The organism is [Clostridium] ammoniilyticum (assembly GCF_025566905.1).
Lineage (GTDB): Bacteria > Bacillota_I > Bacilli_A > Erysipelotrichales > Coprobacillaceae > Faecalibacillus > Faecalibacillus intestinalis.
In genome coordinates this window covers 1-21,647 of sequence record NZ_JAOQJR010000003.1, presented here as the reverse complement: position 1 = coordinate 21,647, position 21,647 = coordinate 1, and the positions used below count along the sequence as shown (strand labels likewise).

At 28.9% G+C, this 21,647-nt stretch carries 22 protein-coding genes, 1 tRNA gene and 1 pseudogene; 20 read left to right on the top strand and 4 right to left on the bottom strand.

The annotated features are described in order from the left end of the window. Positions 1-60: 60 nt before the first annotated feature. From OCV55_RS03685 to OCV55_RS03630, 12 genes and pseudogenes are all read left to right on the top strand, one after another. Entirely contained in the window at positions 61-1,404 is a 1,344-nt protein-coding gene (locus tag OCV55_RS03685) for a site-specific integrase (protein WP_147579830.1), read from the top strand. 475 nt (positions 1,405-1,879) lie between these two features. Beyond that, a complete protein-coding gene (locus OCV55_RS03680) occupies positions 1,880-2,677 on the top strand; it encodes a MerR family transcriptional regulator (RefSeq protein ID WP_032091437.1) in 798 nt (265 codons plus the stop codon). 125 nt (positions 2,678-2,802) lie between these two features. Beyond that, on the top strand, positions 2,803-4,734 hold the full coding sequence (locus tag OCV55_RS03675; RefSeq protein WP_147579829.1) for an oxidoreductase: 1,932 nt from the start codon (positions 2,803-2,805) through the stop codon (positions 4,732-4,734). 373 nt (positions 4,735-5,107) lie between these two features. After that, entirely contained in the window at positions 5,108-5,860 is a 753-nt protein-coding gene (locus OCV55_RS03670; protein ID WP_147579828.1) for a hypothetical protein, read from the top strand. Between the two features lie 248 nt (positions 5,861-6,108). After that, entirely contained in the window at positions 6,109-6,276 is a 168-nt protein-coding gene (locus OCV55_RS03665) for a hypothetical protein (protein WP_267309801.1), read from the top strand. 12 nt (positions 6,277-6,288) lie between these two features. Beyond that, a pseudogene (locus OCV55_RS03660) lies at positions 6,289-6,444 on the top strand (hypothetical protein); the annotation flags it as partial. Positions 6,445-6,612: 168 nt separating this feature from the next. Beyond that, positions 6,613-6,963: a class Ib ribonucleoside-diphosphate reductase assembly flavoprotein NrdI gene (gene nrdI, locus OCV55_RS03655; RefSeq protein ID WP_032091433.1), complete on the top strand. Its 351-nt coding sequence runs from the start codon at positions 6,613-6,615 to the stop codon at positions 6,961-6,963. 2 nt (positions 6,964-6,965) lie between these two features. After that, entirely contained in the window at positions 6,966-7,517 is a 552-nt protein-coding gene (locus tag OCV55_RS03650) for a DUF3793 family protein (RefSeq protein ID WP_147579827.1), read from the top strand. Positions 7,518-7,609: 92 nt separating this feature from the next. Continuing rightward, complete coding sequence (locus tag OCV55_RS03645; RefSeq protein WP_032091431.1) at positions 7,610-9,037, top strand: 6-phospho-beta-glucosidase; 1,428 nt, start codon at positions 7,610-7,612, stop codon at positions 9,035-9,037. A gap of 62 nt (positions 9,038-9,099) precedes the next feature. Next, a complete protein-coding gene (locus OCV55_RS03640) occupies positions 9,100-9,723 on the top strand; it encodes a hypothetical protein (protein ID WP_032091430.1) in 624 nt (207 codons plus the stop codon). 78 nt (positions 9,724-9,801) lie between these two features. Then, positions 9,802-11,418: a putative polysaccharide biosynthesis protein gene (locus OCV55_RS03635; protein ID WP_147579826.1), complete on the top strand. Its 1,617-nt coding sequence runs from the start codon at positions 9,802-9,804 to the stop codon at positions 11,416-11,418. A gap of 116 nt (positions 11,419-11,534) precedes the next feature. Then, a complete protein-coding gene (locus tag OCV55_RS03630) occupies positions 11,535-12,428 on the top strand; it encodes an SPL family radical SAM protein (protein WP_032091428.1) in 894 nt (297 codons plus the stop codon). A gap of 20 nt (positions 12,429-12,448) precedes the next feature. Here the strand turns inward: OCV55_RS03630 and OCV55_RS03625 are convergent, their stop codons facing one another. The 3 genes from OCV55_RS03625 to OCV55_RS03615 are packed head-to-tail and all read right to left on the bottom strand — an operon-like array spanning position 12,449 to position 14,808. Then, complete coding sequence (locus OCV55_RS03625) at positions 12,449-12,850, bottom strand: HIT family protein (RefSeq protein WP_107030616.1); 402 nt, start codon at positions 12,848-12,850, stop codon at positions 12,449-12,451. 54 nt (positions 12,851-12,904) lie between these two features. Beyond that, positions 12,905-13,813 carry a peptidylprolyl isomerase PrsA family protein gene (locus tag OCV55_RS03620; protein WP_119363160.1) on the bottom strand — a complete coding sequence of 303 codons (909 nt, stop codon included), beginning with the start codon at positions 13,811-13,813 and terminating at the stop codon, positions 12,905-12,907. Next, positions 13,813-14,808: a peptidylprolyl isomerase gene (locus OCV55_RS03615; protein ID WP_147579825.1), complete on the bottom strand. Its 996-nt coding sequence runs from the start codon at positions 14,806-14,808 to the stop codon at positions 13,813-13,815. The genes OCV55_RS03620 and OCV55_RS03615 overlap by 1 nt, the downstream gene beginning before the upstream one ends. 133 nt (positions 14,809-14,941) lie before the next feature. Between OCV55_RS03615 and OCV55_RS14055 the strand changes: the two genes are divergently transcribed. Continuing rightward, a complete protein-coding gene (locus OCV55_RS14055; protein WP_081919121.1) occupies positions 14,942-15,016 on the top strand; it encodes a YjcZ family sporulation protein in 75 nt (24 codons plus the stop codon). A gap of 19 nt (positions 15,017-15,035) precedes the next feature. On the opposite strand, the gene OCV55_RS03610 is transcribed toward OCV55_RS14055, so the two are convergent. Then, positions 15,036-16,115, bottom strand: a complete 1,080-nt coding sequence (locus OCV55_RS03610) for an AI-2E family transporter (RefSeq protein ID WP_032091425.1) — start codon at positions 16,113-16,115, stop codon at positions 15,036-15,038. A gap of 135 nt (positions 16,116-16,250) precedes the next feature. Here OCV55_RS03610 and sufC point away from each other — a divergent pair, with 135 nt between their 5' ends. The 7 genes from sufC (at position 16,251) to OCV55_RS03575 (ending at position 21,646) form a co-directional block, all read left to right on the top strand. Further along, a complete protein-coding gene (sufC, locus tag OCV55_RS03605) occupies positions 16,251-17,063 on the top strand; it encodes a Fe-S cluster assembly ATPase SufC (RefSeq protein WP_119363162.1) in 813 nt (270 codons plus the stop codon). Next, on the top strand, positions 17,063-17,962 hold the full coding sequence (locus OCV55_RS03600; protein ID WP_032091423.1) for a SufB/SufD family protein: 900 nt from the start codon (positions 17,063-17,065) through the stop codon (positions 17,960-17,962). Before sufC ends, OCV55_RS03600 begins: the two co-directional genes overlap by 1 nt. Further along, the gene (locus OCV55_RS03595) at positions 17,962-19,185 is read left to right on the top strand and encodes an aminotransferase class V-fold PLP-dependent enzyme (RefSeq protein WP_147579824.1); all 1,224 of its coding nucleotides are present in this window, start codon (positions 17,962-17,964) and stop codon (positions 19,183-19,185) included. Before OCV55_RS03600 ends, OCV55_RS03595 begins: the two co-directional genes overlap by 1 nt. Next, positions 19,169-19,621, top strand: a complete 453-nt coding sequence (sufU, locus tag OCV55_RS03590; RefSeq protein WP_147579823.1) for a Fe-S cluster assembly sulfur transfer protein SufU — start codon at positions 19,169-19,171, stop codon at positions 19,619-19,621. Before OCV55_RS03595 ends, sufU begins: the two co-directional genes overlap by 17 nt. Then, positions 19,611-20,990 (top strand): Fe-S cluster assembly protein SufB, encoded by a 1,380-nt coding sequence (gene sufB / locus OCV55_RS03585; protein WP_022002250.1) that lies wholly within the window; start codon positions 19,611-19,613, stop codon positions 20,988-20,990. The genes sufU and sufB overlap by 11 nt, the downstream gene beginning before the upstream one ends. Next, positions 20,983-21,528, top strand: coding sequence for a 5-formyltetrahydrofolate cyclo-ligase (locus tag OCV55_RS03580; protein ID WP_147579822.1), 546 nt, complete (start codon positions 20,983-20,985; stop codon positions 21,526-21,528). Before sufB ends, OCV55_RS03580 begins: the two co-directional genes overlap by 8 nt. A 42-nt stretch (positions 21,529-21,570) precedes the next feature. Beyond that, a tRNA-Val gene (locus tag OCV55_RS03575) sits at positions 21,571-21,646 on the top strand. Position 21,647: the final 1 nt, after the last annotated feature.

Here is a 21,647-nt window from a genome sequence, read left to right as displayed (position 1 = left end):
ATCGCATGTTGGTAAAATATAATAGTTTCCATAAAATGGAGGGTGTAGGAGGAAATAAACATGGCATCAATTACAAACAAACATGGAAAATATTATGTTGTTTATAGATTTGATTCATTCGAAGGAAAAAAGAAACAAAAATGGGAATCTTGTGAAAGCTATGAAGATGCAGTATTTAAAAAGAAAAAGATTGAAGACGAAGTTAATAATCAAACTTTTGTGGCTCCAAATAATCAAACTATAAGAGAATTTTTAGAAGTTTTTGTTGAATTATATGGAACAAAACGTTGGGGATTTAATAATTATAAGGCAAATATTGGTCTGTTAAATAATTATGTTTATCCAATTATAGGAAATAAAAAAATACAAACATTTACAGCTTTAAATGTTGATCAGTATATTAATAAACTGACCAAAACAAAAAATGTAAATTATGGTGTAAGAAAAAATGCTCCTCAATATGTTACATCTCACACGATTAAATCAATAATAAAATTATTAAGATGTGCATGGAGGCAAGCAATCAGATGGGAAGTTGTTAAGAAAAATGTTTTTACAGATTCTAATATTCCGTATTATGAATCAAAAGAAAGTGAAATATGGACAGCATGCGAAATTCAACATGCTTTAGAAATATGCGAAGATCAAATTTTATATTTGTGTATTAATTTGGCCTTTTCATGTTCATTAAGAATATCAGAAATATTAGGCCTAACTTGGAATAATATTCATATTGAGGATGAAGATTTTGAAAAAGATAATACAAGATTAGTTGTTGATAAACAATATGTTCGTATTGATAAATCAATGATAGGTATTTTGACTAAAGATGAAATATATAAACAATTTGATTCACAGGTAAAAAGAGATTGTAAAACAGTAATGGTATTAAAATCGTTGAAAATGAATGGTAAATCTAGAACTGTTTGGATACCTCGAACAGTTGCTTTTATGTTAAAAGAATGGAAAAATAAACAACAAGAGATAAAAAATGAATTTGGTAATTTATATGAAGATAATAATCTTGTTATTTGTTTTGAAAATGGAAGACCTATTGAAAAATCAAACATTGAAAGAAGGTTTAAGAAATTTATAGAAATAAATGGTCTTCGAAAAGTAGTTTTTCATTCTTTGCGACACTCAAGTGCTACTTATAAACTTAAATTGAGTAAAGGAGATATAAAAGCAACACAAGGTGATACTGGTCATAAATCTGCGGAGATGATTACAAAAAGATATGCACATATTTTAGATGAAGATAGAAAAGTGAATGCTACAAAGTTTGAAGATGAATTCTACGCTTCTAAAGAAAATGAGGAAAAAGATGATGCATCAGAATTGTTGGATATACTAAAAAATAATGATGCATTAAGAGAACAATTGAAAAAAATGTTATCTTTATAAATGGACTACAGGTCCATTTTTTTCATTGAATTTAAGGCTAAATTACTATAAAATTATTAAAAACAAGGTTTTTCCTAACAATGGCTGTCATAAGTGAGTTCGAATCTAACCGAGGATGAATTAGAAAACATAGTAAAATCAAGGCTTTTGAAGGAATATTTCAAACGAGAAAATTTGATGTTTTCTAACAGATTTCTAACAAAGACATAAAAAAATAGCAAAAAATAGATAAAATTAGAAAAATTATAAGATACCAAGAAATCTTCAAAAGTGTTGGTGTATATAGACTTTAAGGGATTGGAGAAAAAAATTAAACTAAAAAAATTGGTGGTTGTTAGCCTCCGGAACGTAAGATCATGAGTTCGAATCTCATTAGTACCGCCATTTTTAAAACAATAGATTATTCAATAAGCAATTATTGCTTATTGAATATTTTTTTATGATACAATAATATAAATGGAAAGAGGAATTGCGTATGGAATATAAAATAGGTGAAGTATCTAAAATATTGAATATTTCAAAAGAAATGATTCGTTATTATGAAAAACAAGGTATTTTAAAACCATCAAGGAAAGAAGATAATAATTATCGTACATATTCAGTCATGGATGTTTTTTTATTAATGGAAATTATTCGCTATCAATCAATTCATTTTGGAATCAAAGATATCTCTGAATTATTAAATGAACATTATTTAGAAAACTATGCACAACATTTGTATCAATATTATCAAGAAATAGATCAAGATATTATTAAAAAAATTTTATTGAAAGAACGTGTTAAAGAATTAGCAGAAAGAATCGAAACATGTAAATTTAATTTAGGAAAATATTGGGTCAAAAATGTTCCTGCATATCAACTTGTGTTTCTAACTAATGGAAAAGGTGATGACTATGATAAATTACAAATATCTATTGAAAATAGAAATTTGCTTTTTTCCAAGGAAAGAATGGTTTATGTGGAATCTATGGTTTTATTTGAAAAAGAGAAAGAAACTTGGTGGTATGGAATGGAAGAGAGATACATAGAATCACTTCAGCTTTCTTTTAAAGATGAAAAGTATTTAAAGAAGCAATTATGTCTATGTACAATGATTGATATGGGTGAAATAGGTTGTTTTAATAGAAATCAATTAGAAAATATATTAAATGAAATCAAAGATGAATATCAAATAGTAGGAACTCCTAGAGGAATTATTGTAGGTAGGGGTTATGAAGGAGAAAATTTTCAAAGGATTATGGAAATACAGATACCAATTGCTTTAAAACATTGAAATCATTTCAATGTTTTTTTGTGTTTTTTAAGCTATTTTACTTATTTGTGTATTATTTCACAAGTGCTTGACCTTGTAATGCTTTCAAGGCGTATACTATAAGTGGTTACAAGGAGGAAAAAGGAATGATAACAAAATTATTTACACCTATGAAAGTAGGAAACTGTACAATACCAAACAGATTGGTCGTACCAGCAATGGTTACAAATTATTGTGATGAAGATGGCTTTTTAACAGATAGATATATGGCCTATATCGAAGAAAAAGCAAAAGGTGGATGGGGTATGATTATTACTGAAGATTATAGTGTTACACCTCATGGAAAGGGATATCAATATATTCCAGGATTTTATAAAGATGAACATGTTGCTTTAAATAAAGAATTAACACGTCGTGTACATGAACATGGTTCTAAGATCTTCTGTCAAATGTATCATCCAGGAAGACAAAGTTCACATGCGGTTAATGGTAATGTTCAACCATTAGCACCTTCAGGAACAAAAGATCCTATTTGTATGGATTTAGCAAGAGAAATGACTGTTGAAGAAATTCATACACTTGTCGAAGATTTTGGTCAAGCAGCAAGAAGATGTAAAGAATCTGGTTTTGATGGAATTGAATTACATTGTGCTCATGGTTATTTATTAGCTGAATTTTTATCATCTTATGTCAATAAAAGAGTAGATCAATATGGTGGATGTTTTGATAATAGAGTAAGAATTGTTGATGAAATTATTGCTGCTATGAGAAAAGAAGTAGGAGATTTTCCAATTCAAGTACGTATTTCAGCTAATGAATATGTTCAAGGAGGACGTACAGAAGCTGAAACATATCAACTTGCAAGACATTTAGAAGAAGTTGGTTTTGATGCAATTCATGTTTCAAATGGAGTTTATGCTGCAGCACCAATTGATCAAATTATTGCACCAATGTTTACTAAACATGCATTAAATATGGAAGCTGCTGCTAATGTTAAAAAGGTCGTTAAAATTCCTGTTATTTTAGCTAATCGTATTAATGAACCGGGAATGGCTGATATTTTACTAGAAATGGATAAATGTGATTTTGTAGGAATGGCTAGAGGTTCTTTAGCAGATCCTTATTTACCAGTAAAAGCTAAAGAAGGAAAATTTGATCAAATTAATTATTGTATTGGATGCCTTCAAGGATGTGAAGGTCCATTATTAACAGGAGGATGTGTCACTTGTTTAGTTAATCCAAGAGTAGGGCGTGAATATGAAACAGATTTAACAAAAACGACTCAACCTAAAAAAGTAATGGTCATTGGTGGAGGACCAGCAGGTTTAGTAGCTGCTCGAACAGCAGCCATTAAAGGTCATGATGTTTCTTTATATGAAGCAAGTAGTCATTTAGGTGGTCAATTTAGATCAGCTGCATATCCAATTGGAAAAGGTGAATTATCTACTACAACTTCTTCTTATCGTGCTAATTTAGAAGCTCTTAATGTCCCTGTACATTTAAATAGTGAAGTAAGTGAAGAAATGATTCAAGAAATTAAACCAGATGCTATTATTCTTGCAACAGGGGCTAAACCAATGGTTCCACCAATTAAAGGTATTGATGGTAAAAATGTATTTACTGCAGAAGATATGCTACTTGGTAAATATGATATTTCTAACGGTCCTATTGTTGTTTGTGGTGGAGGAGAAGTTGGTGGTGAAACTGCTCACTATCTAGCTGAAAAAAATCATGATGTGACATTGTTAGAAATGCAACCTGATATTTTAAATGATATGATGATCATGACAAAAGTATGTCTATTAGAAATGATCCAAAAAGCAGGTATTAAAGTAAAAACACAATTTAAAGTTAAAGAAATTACAGAAACTGCTGTTATTGGAGAAGATGCAAGTGGAAATACAGTTTCGATTCCAGCTGTACAAGTTATCTCTGCTTTTGGTTATAAATCATATAATCTATTAGAAGAAATTGCTAAAAAATATTGTAAGGAAGTCTATGTCATTGGTGGTGCTAAACAAGCAGGTGGCGCTATTCCAGCAACTAAAGAAGGTTTAGAAGTTGGCTTAAAATTATAATAGATATTAAAGGGGCTGTTACGAAATTAAACAATTAATTTCATACAGCCTTTTCTTTTGTAGAATAAAAATATAATAAAATTATTCTACTATAAGAAGCAATTGTTTCTAATTACAATAATTCCTCAAACGTTATCGTTGAGAAATTAATTAGTAGGAAATAAATATCATTGGTAAAATATCAATATCCTATTTCTAGTTAGAAATTATAACAAAAAAGGATGTTATGATTTTAAATTATGTCGTAACATCCCCTTTTTTTGGATTATTTAGCTAATGATTATCGAGAAATAATGTTATATAATAGTATACGGATAATATTCACATTATTTTAAATATATGATTAAATAAGAATAACTGAAAGGGGATAATCATGAAACAATTTAAAATTAATATTAATGATTTATTTGAAAAAAGTGAAGTTGAAACAATGATGGATGATGTTGAAAAATCAGCTATCAGTTATGAAATGAATAATATCAATCAAAAAGTATTAAACGAAATCAGTACGTATGCAAATAATAGAGAACGTATCCAAAACTTAACAGATGAATTTACAGAAATTATGTATCATGATCGTATTTCAAATAATGATGTTGAAAGAATTGATTATATTTTTGATCAACTTGTTCATCATATAGGACTTGATGCACCTGCTTTAGCGGCATATACGAATACGATCTTTAATACAATTAATGAATATAAAGAAGAATATATTCAAGAGTTTATAAGGCTTAATCCACAATTAAATGAAGAAATGATTTCTGTGGAATTAGACACATATAAAGATGCTGCTTATGAGTTAAATAAAATATTTGTAGAAACAGTAGGAACTATAAAAAAATGTGATATTGATGCAATAAATGAAGCTGTTGATTTATTCTTTGATCAAGATGAACCAACAGATTTGATTCAAATATTTGTTGCTAATACGATTCAAATATTAAACCAACCAGATTTATTAGTAGATGTTTTAGGATTGTCTGTACTTATTAATGAAATTATTATTAATCATCAATTAGATGATTTTAATCCAAATTTATGGAAAATGAATCATCATCGTTTCTTTAGTATAGATTATAGAGATTATTTAGATGAAGATGAAAATCAAGATGCTTACAATTAAATGTAAGCATCCTTTTTATTGGACTATCATCCATTGAAAGAAGGAAAAAAAGATAAAATAATAATAGAAATGAAACAAATATGAGACAAATTATCATTAAACATATAATACAATTAAATCAAGAAAATTCCTTACATCAATATAAAAAAAGAGATACTAGAATACTTAAAAGTCAGCGATTAAAAGAAGTAGTAGAGATCAGTCAAAGTATGCTTAAAGGAGACTAAGAAGGATTAAGAAAAAATCGAATGATCTGTGTAGAGAGTTTTAAGATAGCAGCCATCTTTACGCATACAGACATTAAAGAAGAAGACTTACTAGGAGGAGATGAAATCAATATGTGTGTAGCAATGGATCAATTATTTCAAAGAATGAGAAACGAGGGAGAAAGTATTGGAATTGAAAAAGGTAGATAAGAAGAAAAACAAAGTACTTTAAAAGAACTGCTTAAAGTGAAACTAGGAACTTTATCAAGTCCTTTAGAAAAACAACTCACAGAAACATCGCTAGAAAAATTGAATGAACTTACATTAAATATCTTTAATATTAATAGTGAAGAAGATGTTTTAAATTTAATGAATTAAAAGATGAGCTATAAAGAATCTATTCTTGTCAATCAAGAAATTCTTTATAGCTTTTTGTATATATTTTATTAGATAAGATAAACTATAAATGAAAATATTTGACAGTTAAGTTAGCTTATGCTAACATAATATCGTGAGTTAGTTGTAGCTAACTAAAGGAGGAAAAAAATGAAAGTCGTATATGCATCAAGAACAGGTAATGTTGAAAGTATTATTTCTAAATTAGGAATTGAAGATGCTTTAAAAATTGAAGATGGAAGTGAAACCGTAGAAGAAGATTATATCTTATTTACTTATACTGATGGTTTCGGAGATGTTCCTTACGAAGTAGATGAATTCTTACAAAGTCAAAGTGAACATCTAAAAGGTGTTGTTGTAAGTGGTGATACTGGATATGGAGAAGCTTATTGTAAAGCAGGAGATGTCATTGCTGAACAATATAATGTACCATGCTTATATAAAGTAGAAAATGATGGTAGTGACGAAGATATCGAAGCTATCAAAAAAGTGATTGCTTAATTATGCCATTGTCTGCTCACGAATTTGAAAGAAGATTAATCTTTTATGCTTCACCAACACTTACAAAACTTAAAGTTGCATGTATTTATAATTTAAATGATCTTGATGATTTAGAAGAATGTATCCAATATTATAATGAACTTTTAAATAAAAAAGATATTTATTTAAAAGTACTTAAAATAAAAGGGCGTTCTATGATTTATGTTTATCAAAAAGAAAAGTTAAATAAATTATGTGCATGTAAACAAATCCAAAATATCTTTAAAAAATATAATTATAATTGTACATCTTTAGATACTCTTATCCTAGATTTACAAAAACGCCTCAATGATTATGATTTTCCTCATGAAATCGGTTTGTTTTTAGGATATCCTATGACAGATGTTTTAGGTTTTATTGAAGGGAAAGAATATTTAAGTGTTGGTTATTGGAAAGTTTATAGTCATGTTAAAAATTGTCAGCATACATTTGATAAATATCATAAATGTACACATGAATTATGTAAAAGATTTAATCAAGGAGAAAACGTTGAGCAAATATGCAGATATGTCTAATTGGTAAAGATTTCTTTACCAATTTTTATTATACTAATGCAAATGGTACTAAAAAATGGTATGATAAATGTGTATTTTAAGGAGGAAATAGAATGGGATTTAGAGAAGACTTTTTATGGGGTGGAGCAGTTGCTGCCCATCAATGTGAAGGTGCCTGGCAAGAAGGTGGAAAAGGAATTAGCTGTAGTGATGTAGAAACAGCAGGAGATAACGTTACAGGTGCACCAAGACGTTTAACAGATGGTGTTATTGAAGGTGAAGATTATCCTAACCATGTAGGTGTTGATTTTTATCATCATTATAAAGAAGATGTTGCTTTGTTTGCAGAAATGGGATTTAAAGCATTTAGAACTTCTATTGCATGGACTCGTATTTTCCCTAGAGGAGATGAAAAAGAACCAAATGAAGAAGGTTTAAAATTCTATGATGATTTATTTGATGAATGTCATAAATATGGTATTGAACCAGTTATTACATTATCACACTTTGAATTACCTTGGGCATTAGCTAAAGAATATGGTGGATTTAGAAATCGTCAAGCCATCGATATGTTCGTTAAATTTGCAAAAGTATGTTTTGAAAGATATCAACATAAAGTTAAATATTGGATGACTTTCAATGAAATCAATAACCAAGCTGATGTGACACAACATAACTTAATTCAAGAAGGTGCTGTTTTACTTCAAGAAGGTGACGATGCAGAATACTTAATGTATTTATCAGCACATCATGAATTAGTAGCTTCAGCGTTAGCTGTAAAAGCTGCACATGAAATCAATCCTGATTTACAAGTAGGATGTATGATTGGTATGAATGGTGTTTATCCAGCTTCACCAAAACCAGAAGATGTGATGAATGCTTTAGGTGCAATGCATCAAAAATATTGGTATGTAGAAGTACATGCTAGAGGTCATTATCCTCGTCATATCTTAAAGAAATTTGAAAGAAAAGGATATGATTTCATTACTGAAGAAGATAAGAAAATCTTAGCTGAAGGTAAAGTGGATTATATTGGATTCTCATATTACATGTCATTTGCGACAAAATATCAAGGACGTAATGAAAAAACATTTGATTATGTACCTGAAGATTTCGTAAGAAATACATACTTAAAAGCATCAGATTGGGGATGGCAAATTGACCCACTTGGATTACGTTGGTGTCTAAACTGGTTCAATGACCGTTTTGAACTTCCAATGATGATTGTTGAAAATGGATTTGGTGCTTACGATAAAAAAGAAGCAGATGGTACAGTTGATGATCAATACCGTATCGATTACTTAAAAGAACATATCCAAGCAATGAAAGATGCTGTTGAATATGATGGTGTTGATTTACTTGGATATACAATGTGGTCTCCAATTGATATCGTTTCAGCTTCAACTGGTGAATATGATAAACGTTATGGATTTATCTATGTTAACTATAATAATAATCATGAAGGTGATTTTTCTAGAAGTAAAAAGAAATCATTTGATTGGTATAAACATGTTATTGAAACAAACGGAGAAGAATTATAAGAATGGGGATGTCCTCATTCTTTTTTTATGATATAATTATCCTATGGAGGGATAAGAATAGTATGAAAAAGTTAATGAAGTTAATGTGCGTATTTGCACTTGTATTTGTTGCTGGATGCGGTGCTTCTTCATCAACAGATGAACAAAAAGAAGTTGTAACAAACTTTTTTGATTATGTAAAGGAATGCGACATTACAAAACTTAAAAAGGTAGCGAGTGAAGATGTTTTATCAGGAATGGATCTTGAAAAAATGGAAAAAGAATTAAGCCAATATACTGAAGAAGAATATGGTAAAGTTTTTGTTGATGAAACAAATAAATTCAAAAAAGCTATTTTCAAAGATTTATTTACAGATATCAAAATTAAAGATATCAAAGCAGACGGGGATAAAACAACAGTTAAAGTGACAGGAAAACAAAAAGATTACTCACAAGTATCTTTTGATCAAAGTGAATTAAACACAACTGCACAACAATATGTAGAAGAACATCAAGATGAACTTGCTAAAGTCTATAAAGAAGAAGGTTTATCAGCATATCAAATTAAAGTATATGATGGTATTGCTCCTATTCTTTATCAAAGCATGACAGATACATATAAAAGCGCACCTACTGAAAAATTAACAGCAACATTTACTTTAGAAAAGAAAAATGACAAATGGATCATTACAGGTATTGATGAATAAAAGATAAGCAATCATAAGATTGCTTATTTTGTTTTATGGTAATATTTGTTATAATGAATTTTGGAAAGTGAGGTCGTTATGAGTCGTTCTAATTCAATTGTTAAACAAGCATCAATTTTAGCACTTGCAGGAATTTTAGTTAGAATCATTGGGCTTTTATATCGTAGTCCTTTAACTGCGATGATTTTAGACGAAGGAAATGGGTATTATTCAACAGCTTATAATATTTATGCGTTAGTTTTACTTATTTCATCGTATAGTATTCCTACAGCTATTTCTAAATTAATATCAGAGAAGATTGCTTTAAAAGAATATAAAAATGTTAAAAGAATATTAAAATGTGTATTTATCTATGTTTGTGCCATTGCTGGAAGTGCAGCAATTTTATTATTTATCTTGGCACCATTCATTGTGGATGTTAATGCTGTTCCTGCACTAAGGGTCCTATGTCCAACAATTTTTTTATCGGGATTATTAGGAGTATTTAGAGGATATTTTCAAGCACATAAGACAACGATTTATACATCTGTTTCACAAATCATTGAACAAATCTTTAATGCAGTTGTTGCATTGCTAGCTGCCTATATTTTTATTCAACCATATCTTGGTGTAGATGCAACAAAAGTAGGATCATATGGTGCTGCTGGTTCTGCACTTGGAACAGGGGCTGGTGTTTTAGTTGGTTTGATCTACATGATTTTTATGTATTTAAAAAAGAAAAATACTTTTGTAGAAGAAAAAGATGAAGAAGCGAGTGAACGAGTAGATTCGTATCAAGAAATTTTTAGAATGATCATGCATATTATTGCACCCATCATTCTAGCAACTTGTGTATATAATTTAGTCACTACGATCGATATGTATATTTTCTATTTTGCTCAATCATTTCATCATATTGATAAAATTACTTATATTTCAAATTATGGCGTTTATGCAGGAAAATATATTGTTTTACAAAATGTGCCAGTTGCTCTAGCTTCAGCGATGTCTACAGCTTCTATTCCTTCTATTTCATCTGCTTGGGCACTTGGAAATGTTAAAGAAGCAAAAACACATATTACATCTGGTTTGTCAGTAACAATGTTGATTTTAATTCCAGCGGCAGTAGGAATGGCAGTATTATCTTATCCAATCATGGGTGTTTTATTTCCTCAAAAAGCGACAATTATGACAGCTACATTATTACTTGCTTTAGGATCTCCAGCGATTATCTTTTATGGTTTATCAACACTTACAAATGGGATCTTACAAGCTTTAGGAGAAGTGAATGTTCCATTAAGAAATGCAGCATTTTCACTTGTCTGTCACATCATCATTATTGCTTTATTATTGTTTATTACACCTTTAGGGGTTTATGTTTTAGTGTTTGGTAACTGTACATATGCGCTTCAAGTATGTTATTTAAATCAAAAAGCTTTACGTCAAAAAATAGGCTATAAACAAGAAATAAAAAGAACTTATGTGATTCCTTTATTAGCTTCATTGGTTATGGGAGCAATTGTTTTAGGTATTTATTATGGTTTATTTACACTTACTCATAGAGTCTTTTTACCTCTTATTTTATCTGTTGTTGTAGGCGTATTTGTTTATTTTGTAATGATTATGTATATTTATTGGGAACATCCAGCTTATTTGTTTGAAATTCCTTATATGAAAACACTTTATTATAAAATTAAGAGAATAATGAAGAAATAAACGATTTTTGAAATACAAAATCGTTTTTTAAATCCAATTTTTTGATGTATTTTTTGAAATATGACAAACTTATTGTTTTAATTTATGTTAAAATAATAAGCAATGGGGGTTATAATATGCATTATAAAACAGTAAAAGGAATTTTATCTAATGATAATACAATGAATTTATATAGGGGATGTCAACATGGCTGTATTTATTGTGATTCAAGAAGCAAGTGTTATCATTTTGAACATGACTTTGAAGATATAGAAGTTAAAGAAAATGCGCTATCTTTATTAGAAAATGGTTTAAAACATAAAAGAAAGAAATGTATGATTCAAATGGGATCTATGTGTGATCCATATATGCCTTTAGAAAAAGAATTAAAGCATGTACAAAAAGCTTTAGAACTTATTGAACAATATCATTTTGGAGTAACACTTATTACGAAGTCAGACTTAATTTTAAGAGACCTGGAACTTTTAAAGAAAATTAACCAACAAACAAAATGTGTTGTTCAAATGACGCTTACAACATTTGATGAAAATTTATGTCAAAAGTTAGAACCAGGTGTCTGTACAACTCAAAGAAGAATAGAAGTATTAAAAGAACTCCATAAAAATGGGATTCCCACAATTGTTTGGTTAACACCAATCTTGCCTTTTATTAATGATAGCCAAGAAAATATTTTAAAGATTTTAGAAGAATGTCATGAAGCAGGAGTTAAAGGAATTATTTGTTTTGGTATGGGAGTTACTTTAAGAGAGGGAAGCAGAGAATATTATTATAAGCAACTAGATCGTTTATTCCCTGGTATGAAAGAAAAGTATCAAATGACGTATAATGATCAATATACGCTTAATAGCCCACATAATAGGGATTTAATGAATTTATTCTTTAAAAAATGCCAAGAATATCAAATGATGTGTAATTACTTAGAAATATTTGAATATTTACAAGAATTTGAAGAAAAAACACCAATAAAAAAGAAAGATATTCATGACTTTGAACAACTTTCTTTATTCTAAAAAGATGGAAAACCATCTTTTTATTTTACGATTTTTTGATAAACTTCATCTAAATCAACATCTTGACTATGATCATTAAATTCAATAACAAGTTCTTTTTCATCATATCGAGGTAAAATATGAACGTGGAAATGATGAACGGTTTGACCTGCCACTTCATTTGTATTTGTTAAAATATTCAATCCCTTAGCGTTTAGTTTTTCAACAATTTGTTTAGCTAATTTTTGAGTGACTTGCATTACATGAGCCAATGTTTGTGCGTCAACTTCAAGAATATTTTCAAAATGTTTTTTAGGAATAACAAGGGTATGTCCATAAGTTGCTTGTGATAAATCTAAAAAAGCAATACATACATCATCTTCATAAATGATTTTTCCAGGAATTTCTTTATTAATAATTTTACAAAAAATACAGTTACTCATTTTCTTTTCCTCCATAGCTCTATTTTAAAACAAAAAAAGAATAAGGTCGAGACCTTATTCAAAATAATCTTTAGAAGATTTTTTTATTTTCTTTTTGATTGATGGTTCATAAACATCAAAGTTATACTTTCTTAAATAAGAAGTTTCACATTTTGTAGAAAAATTAGAAATAGAAGTTAAACTTTCTTTAATTTCATCTTTTAAATTTGATTTATCTGTATTATAAACCCAAACAATTGCATATTTAGATTCAGATGTTTTAATTGCTTTTGCATAAATACCATCTTTTGTAAATTTATCTAATTTTTTAATGATTTTAGAATCAACGCTACTTGATTCTTTTGTAACTAAACCAGCATCTGTTCCACTATTTTCATTAAAATAATTTGTGAAAGATTCTTCGCTTGTACAATCTTTAATAATTTTTAAAGCTTGTGATTCAGTATCAACTGTAAAATATTTAAGATATTTTACTTTATATTCTTTAACTAAACTTTTGAAATTATCTTCAACATATTTTTCTTGAAGAAGTTGAATTTTTGCATTAGGTTCTAAAATTTGTTTTACAAAATCGTCTTCACTTTCATAGCCAGCATCTTTAGCGTAAGTTTCTAGATCACTTGTACTAGCATATTGAAGGTATTGTTGTTTTAATTCTTCAACTTTAGAATTAATAGCGTCTTCATCAGTGATTTCTTGATCAGCTACATAATTGATAGCACTGTTTAAAGTCATATTTAACCCATCATTATCTAAGAAATATTCATAAAGATCATCTTTAGTAATTGTTACATCACCTGTTTTAACAACTGCTGAATCACCATCTTTTACATGGGTTACATAGGAATCATCTTTTTTGTTAAAGCTTTTATAAAGACCATAACCACAACCACCAATAAGACAAATACATACGATAATAACTAATAATCTATATTGGTAAAGCTTATCTTTTAATGAACTCATTAGGCTTCACCTCTTTCTGTTTTTCTTTCTTCTAAGGCTTTATTAACAACTTCTTGAACGATTTTCTTAATGTCTTTATCTTTATAATTGATTTTATAAGAATTATAGACAACATATTGTAAATAATCATCATAAGCTAATAAAGGAGAATCAATATCAGTTTTCTTTAATTCTTTCTTTAAAGTTTTTTTATCAGTACTTGTTACTTTTACAAAATAATATCCGTCATCACCAGTAATAACATCAGAAACTTGTCCTTCACTTAATGCTTCAATAGCATTAAAGACATCTTTACCATAACTATTTGCAATACCAGAAGTATCTTTACTATCAACGATACCTAATGATCCTTTTTTACTTGAAGTAGAATCATCAGAGTAATCTTGAGCAATATCTCCAAATGATTTATCCGTATTACTGATTAATTCTTTAACTTCGTTTAATTTAGAAGTTTCATTATCTGTAGGTGAACTTGTATCAGATACAGAAATTTTAATTAAACTTACATATTTTGGAGCACATTGTTGATAGTAATCATTAAAGACATCATCAAAATGATCATCAATATAATCTAATAAGAAATTAGCATATTGAATTTGTTTGATCATTCTTTGACGATACTCAGATAAATTCTTATATCCTGCAGATGTTAAAGCTTGATTTAATGAATCTTTATAATTATCACCATAATTAGATTTATATGCTGATTTAATTTGTTTAATAATTGTAGCAGCATCTTCTTTCATATCATCGTTGACAGGGAATTTTTGATCAACTAAATTTTGTAATACAGCATTAAAGACTGTTGAATTATTACTTGAATTATCAATAATATCTTTATATAAATTATCAGCAAAGATATTTTTTGTTTTATTTCCTTTTTCTAAAGATGCAACAACATATTTTGAATCAACTTTTTTTGCTGATGAAGTTGTACATCCAGTCAAAAGGCAGCTACTTACAAGTAATAAGGCAGCACATTTTTTTAATTTCATAATTTTCCTCCTTCTTGTAGACTTAAAAAGTATACTATTTTTTCCCACTTATTTCAATATTATGGGCAAAAACACACGGTCAAACATATTTATTACATAATTTATACTAAAAGGATATAAGGGAGGGGTTTATATGAAGTGTGAAAATTCTTTTACGCTTGTTTTAGTACTTTTTATTTTATTAGTGATTATTTGTAATATGTTATAAAAAAATGCTTAGCAAATTGCTAAGCATTTTTAGGTTGAGGATTATGTTGACGATAAACACGATAACTGATTTTAATAGTAACAAGAATAGGCATTGCGATGATCATTCCCCATGCACCAAACAAAGTTGAACCAGTTAAAATACCAAATAATACCCACATAATCGATAAATCGATTTTTGATGAATATATTTTTGGTTGAATGACATAAGGAACAACATTTGATTGAATAAAAATCAGTACAAATAAAATAATAAGTTTTGTTGCCCCCATCGTAATTGAAGTGACGATTCCAAGTAAATTAGCAACAATTGGACCTACATAAGGGATTACCGAACTGATAGCTGAGAAAATACCAAGTAAGATCCAGTTTGGATGACCAATAACCAAATAGACAAAAGCTGTTGTAAGACCTTGAATAAGAGCACTTAAAGCAAAAGCTTCAATATATTCAATTAAAGAAATATTGATTTCCTTTAAATAAACAGGTAAGTTTTCATCAAATTTTCCTGCAAAATGATTAATTGCAATTCTTATACTATCAAATTTTATAGACATATAGATTGCAAGGATTGAATAAATCAAGCCGTTTCCAATTTTTACAATAACAGAATTTAAAACATCAAACGTTGTATTAATAACTGTCATATCTTGTAAAAGCTTCGCTGCTTCTGTTTGAATATAAGTTGTTATTTCAGAAATATTGAAGCCTAAATGACTTTGTACAAAGCGCGAAATAAAAATCAAACCGTCTTCAAAAGCAGGATAGAGGTCTGTTACGCTATTAATTACAAGAGGAATTGCTAGTGATAAAATAAGTATTAAACAAGCAATGATTCCTACATAAACAATAATTAAAGATAATCCACGATTTTTTACATATTTTTGTACCCATTCAATAAGCGGATTTAAAACATAAGCGATTGCAAATGCTACAAAGAATGGTTTTATAATCTTCCAAAAAATACTAAAAGCGCCACCCCATACTTCTTTTGTAATATCTAATAAAAGAACGATCAAAAATAAAATAAGTAAGTTTAACAGGGTTTGTGTAATTTTTTTAGATGATATGACTTGAAATAAAGATTTCAGAAATTTCACATTATCACTCCTTTTGTTTAAATAATATACCATATTTTGGATATAATATAAATTGTTAATACAAAAGATTATCACATTGATTGTTTTTTTTTTGACATTTTAGTAAAATGTTGTGGGTAGAAAGGGGCTTGATTTATGTCAACTTTAAAAATAGAAAATTTACATGTTTGTATTGATGATAAAGAAATACTTAAAGGAATTGATTTAACAATCAATACAGGAGAAATACATGCATTAATGGGACCTAATGGTAATGGTAAATCAACATTGCTATCAGCTATCATGGGAAATCCTAAATACCAAGTAACAGAGGGAAGTATTTACTTGGATGGACAAAATGTTTTAGAAATGTCAGTCGATGAAAGATCGAAAGCAGGAATCTTTTTAGGAATGCAATATCCTCAAGAAATTCCAGGAGTTGTCACTTCTGATTTTTTAAGAGCTGCGCTCAATGCTCATCAAGAAAAACCAGTATCTTTATTTAAATTTATTAAAGAATTAGATAAAAATATTGCTGATTTAAAAATGGACGAAAATTTAGCACACCGTTATTTAAATGAAGGTTTCTCTGGTGGAGAAAAGAAAAGAAATGAAATCTTGCAAATGAAATTATTAAAACCAAAATTTGCATTATTGGATGAAATTGATTCTGGTTTAGATGTTGATGCTTTAAAAATTGTTTCTGAGGCTATCAATGATATGAAATCAGATTCATTTGGTTGTGTGATGGTTTCACACTATGAAAGATTATTTGAACTTGTACCACCTAGTCATGTTCATATATTAGTAGATGGAAAAATTGTATTAAGTGGAGGACAAGAATTAATAGATCGTATTGATAAAGAAGGTTATCGTTGGGTTAAAGAACTAGGTTTTGATTTTGAAACTGAAGAAGATAAACAACCTATTGTTTTAGGTAGTTGCGGAAATAAGGTTAAAGCTAAATAATGAGTCGATTAGTAGATATTGATAATTATCTTGTTTTAGAAAATGGAACAATCAAAGAAACATCTTTTAAACAAGATATTCAAATTCAAAATCAAACTTTAATGATTAATGAAGATGCAAAAGTACAAATTATTTATAAGACAACAGAAGAAGGAACTTATCAATTTAATATTGAAATTAAAGATCGTTTACATGTAGATCTTGTAGAAATGTATGAAGCATCAAAGTCTTGTTCTTATACAAAAAATATAAAAATCAATGAATCAAGTGAAGTTTTAAGATATGTTGAAAAAAATAGTCATCAAAATATTCAACTTGATTTAGATGAAAATGTTGATGTTTATAAGTATGCAAGAGTGTCTTGCGCTTATGTAGAATTAACAGATTATACAACTTTATCAAAAATAAAATATCGTTTACTTGAAGAGGAAGCAAGTGCTAAACTTCGTTTAGCTTCTTTAAGCAAAGAAAAAGAAAATAAACATTATGAAATGACTTTAGAACATTTAGCACCACATACATATGGTGATATGGATAACTATGGTATTGTTAAATCAAAAGCAAGTTTAATTATTGATGGTGTGGGACGTATTTATAAAGGTATGTCTGGATCAGATACACATCAAACAAATAAAATTATTGTTTTTGATGAAGGGTGCAAAGCACAAGCTAATCCGTATTTATATATTGATGAATATGATGTTAAAGCAAGCCATGGAGCAAGTGTTGGAAAGATTGATGAAGATCATCTTTATTATTTAATGTCTAGAGGTCTTTCTAAACAAGATGCCATGCATCTAGTCACTTATGGTTATTTCTTACCTGTTTTAGAATTTATCAGTGTAGAATCTTTAAAAGAAAGATTTTCAGATGTTTTGAAAGAAAAGGTGGGACTATAATGTTAGATGTTTTAAAAATTAGAGATGATTTTCCAATGCTTAAAAAGACGATGCATGGAAAACCTCTTATTTATTTAGATAATGGGGCAACAACTTTAAAACCTCAATGTGTGATTGATAGTGTTTGTGATTATTTAACAAATTATTCTGGAAATGCACATCGTGGAGATTATGACTTGTCACATGAAGTAGATACAAAATTTGAACATGTAAGAAGTATTGTTGCTGATTTTATTCATTGTAAACCAGAGGAAGTTGTTTATACTTATGGTTCTTCAGATAGTTTGAATATGGTAGCTTTTGGTTATGGGATGACACATTTAAAAGAAGGAGATGAAGTATTGATTACTCTTGCTGAACATGCAAGCAATACGCTTCCTTGGTTTGAAGTAGCTAAACATACAGGAGCTATCATTAAATACATTGATCTGGACGAAGAAGGAAAAGTGACTTTAGAAAATGTCAGAAAAGCAGTGACTGAACATACAAAAATTATTTCACTTGCGCAAATTACAAATGTTTTAGGATATTTAGCACCAATTAAAGAAATTTGTAATTTTGCTCATGAACACGATATTATTGTTTGTGTTGATGGGGCTCAAAGTGCACCTCATCATGCTGTTGATGTTCAAGATTTAGATGTTGATTTCTTTGCTTTTTCAGGACATAAAATGTGTGGACCTACAGGAGTAGGTGTATTATATGGAAAATATCATTTATTGGAAGAAATGACACCAACACGTTTTGGTGGAGGAAGTAATGCAAGATACAATAGCTGTGGTTTAGTAAAGCTTAAAAATGCACCAACAAAATTTGAAACGGGAACACCTAATATTGAAGGGGTCATTGGTCTTGGTAGTGCTATTGAATATTTACAAAATATTGGTATGAAAAATATTGAAGAACATGAAGCAATGCTTAGAAAATATGCCGTTGAAAAGATGAAAGAATTAGATAACATTGAAATTTACAATGAAAATGGTGTTGGAGCAATTGCTTTCAATATTAAAAATGTTTTTTCTCAAGATGGAGCATCTTTATTTAATACGTATGGAATTGCCATTCGTGCTGGTCAACACTGTGCAAAAATATTAGATGAATATTTACATGTTTCACAAACATTAAGAGCTTCATTCTATTTCTACAATACAAAAGAAGAAATAGATCAGTTTATTGAAGTATGTAAGAAAGGGGATGACTTTTTAGATGCCTTCTTTGGATAATATGATGCTTCGTCAAATTATTATGGATCATTATGAAAATCCACGTAATCATGAATTAGTTGAAGACGATAGCTATAAAAAAGTCAATATGGATAGTGAAACTTGTATTGATGATATTGATATACAAGCAAAAATAGAAAATGGAGTGATTGAAGATATTCGCTTTGATGGAGAAGCGTGTGCGATTTGTACATCAAGTACTTCCATTATGACAGAATTATTAATTGGTAAAACAATTGATGAAGCAAGGGTTATTATTGAAAATTATATGAATATGATTTTTGAAAAAGATTATGATCCTGAAATATTAGAAGAAGCGATTGCTTTTTATAACACTCATAAACAGGCCAATAGAATTAAATGTGCAACTCTTGGATGGAAAGGAATTACACAATTAATTGATGAAAGTGAAAAGGAGGAAACTCATGGAAAATGATGAAACTATGATTCCTGATAAAGATGTGTCTGTTTTTAAAACACCTAAAGGAATTAATGAAGATATCGTTAGAGAAATCTCTGCTATTAAAGGTGAACCTGAATGGATGTTGGAATATCGTTTAAAAGCACTTGATTGTTTTTTGAAAAAGCCAATGCCTACATGGGGTGTCGATTTAAGCAGAGTAGATTTTGATGAGTATACGTATTATATTAGACCTTCTGATAAACAAACAAATAAATGGGAAGAAGTCCCTGAAACGATTAAAGATACTTTTGATAAGCTAGGAATTCCTGAAGCAGAACAAAAATATTTATCAGGGGTAACAACTCAATATGAATCAGAAGTGGTTTATCATAATATGTTGAAAGAAGTTCAAGAAAAAGGTGTTATTTTCTTAGATATTGACAGTGGTTTAAGAGAATACCCAGAATTATTTAAAAAGTATTTTGATACAGTTATTCCTTATAATGATAATAAGTTTTCAGCTTTAAATGGAGCTGTTTGGTCTGGGGGATCATTTATTTATGTACCACCAGGAGTAAAACTAGAAAAACCTTTACAATCTTATTTTAGAATCAATTCTGAACAAATGGGACAATTTGAAAGAACATTGATTATTGTTGATAAAGGTTCTGATATTCATTATGTAGAAGGATGTACAGCACCAAATTATTCAAAAGATTCATTACATACAGGAGTTGTTGAAATTGTTGTTTTAGAAGGGGCTAAATGCCGTTATACAACAATTCAAAACTGGTCTAATAATATCTTAAACTTAGTGACACAAAGAGCGAAGGTTTATAAAAATGGACAAATGGAATGGGTCGATGGAAATATTGGTTCTGCTGTTACAATGAAATATCCAACTTGTGTTTTAATGGAAGAAGGAGCGAAAGGTTCTTGTATTACAATTGCTGTTGCTGGAGAAAATCAAATTATGGATTCTGGAGCTAAAATGATTCATTTAGCACCAAATACTTCAAGTAGTATTGTTTCTAAGTCAATTGCTAAAAACGGTGGTAAAACAAACTATCGTGGGTTAGTACAACATAATCCAAAGGCAATCAACGCTAAAAGTAAAGTTGAATGTGATACATTAATCTTAGATCAAATTTCAACAAGTGATACAGTGCCAACAAACTATGCTAGAAATAATGATTCTTTAATTGAACATGAAGCAACTGTTTCTAAAATTTCAGATGAACAACTTTTCTATTTAATGTCTAGAGGTCTTTCTAAAAAAGATGCGACAGAAATGATTGTTATGGGATTTATTGAACCATTTTCAAGAGAATTACCAATGGAATATGCTGTTGAGTTAAATCAATTGATTAAAATGGACTTTGGTGAAAATGGAATTGGATAAAAAACAATTGCGTAAACAATTGATACAAATGAGATTGGCTTTTGATGATTATCAAAAACAATCTCATTTCATTATAGAAAAGTTAAAAAAAGATCCACGTTTCATTAAAAGTAAAAAAATAGGAATCTATTTATCTTATAAACATGAAGTAGATACTTGGAAATTAATTGAAGAATTTAAAACTCAAAAAGAATTTTATGTTCCCATAGTTCGCGGTAAAGAAATGTATTTTACTTTATATCAAGATAAAATGATAAAAAATAAATATGGTATTGATGAACCGATAGATAAACAAGAAATTAATAAAGAATTTCTTGATTTAATGATTGTTCCACTTGTAGGTTATGATGCAAATTGTTATCGTTTGGGCTATGGTGGAGGTTATTATGATCGATATCTTAAAGATTTTAATGCACCAACAATAGGACTGGCTTATTCATTTCAATATATTGAGCATTATCAATCTGAAGATTTTGATATTCCATTAGATGATATTATAACTGATAAAAAATATGAAAAAAATGTAAAAAACTGTTGACGTAAAGGTATAGAGATGTTATTATAAGTGGGCACTAGTCAAGGAGGCTTAGCTCAGTTGGGAGAGCATCTGCCTTACAAGCAGAGGGTCAGCGGTTCGAGCCCGTTAGCCTCCACCAT